This is a genomic window from Plantactinospora solaniradicis, assembly GCF_042658085.1.
Classification (GTDB): domain Bacteria; phylum Actinomycetota; class Actinomycetes; order Mycobacteriales; family Micromonosporaceae; genus Plantactinospora; species Plantactinospora solaniradicis.
Genome location: NZ_JBHSPR010000168.1, coordinates 1 through 603, shown reverse-complemented (window position 1 = coordinate 603; position 603 = coordinate 1). Strand labels below are relative to the sequence as shown.

Below are 603 nucleotides of genomic sequence, written 5' to 3'. Positions count from 1 at the left end.
CACGGCACGCCGTTCGGCGACTCCGGCCTGCGCGGCGACTCGGCCCGACTGGCCACCATGGCCACCCGGTTCAGCACCACCTGGCAGCCGGTGGACGGAATCGTGCCGTCGGTACCGGCCGAATACCCGCCGCTCTTCCCGTGGTTGCTCGGGCGGCTCTCGACGATCATCGACCGTCCGGCATGGTCGCTGATCGGGTACGGCGAGGCCACCCTGATCTCGGCGGCGGTCCTGCTCGCCTTCCTGCTCTGGCGTGGCATCGTCCCGACCCCGGTCGCCCTGGCGCTGGCGGTGCTGCCGCCCTGGGTCTTCAACCAGCCCCGGAAGTCGTACGAGATCATCACCATTGCGGTCTTCGTCCCGTGGGTGCTCCGGACCTTCACCAACCGGTCCCGCTCCGAGGGTGGGCTGCACTGGCTCACCGCCGGAATCATCGGTGGACTGCTGGTCCAGACGTATCAGGGATACCTGCTCTTCGGCGTGCTCGGCCTCCTGGCCATCGTCGCCTTCACCTGGCACGGTGCCGCCGACCGGATGGCGTACCTGCGGCACGTGATCGGTGCCGGGCTCACCGCGTTCGTCGTGGCGTCCTGGTATCTGGTG

Annotated in this window: 1 pseudogene; it reads left to right on the top strand. The window is 69.2% G+C overall.

Annotated features, from left to right (window positions below):
- A pseudogene (locus ACFP2T_RS48085) lies at positions 1-603 on the top strand (arabinofuranosyltransferase); the annotation flags it as partial.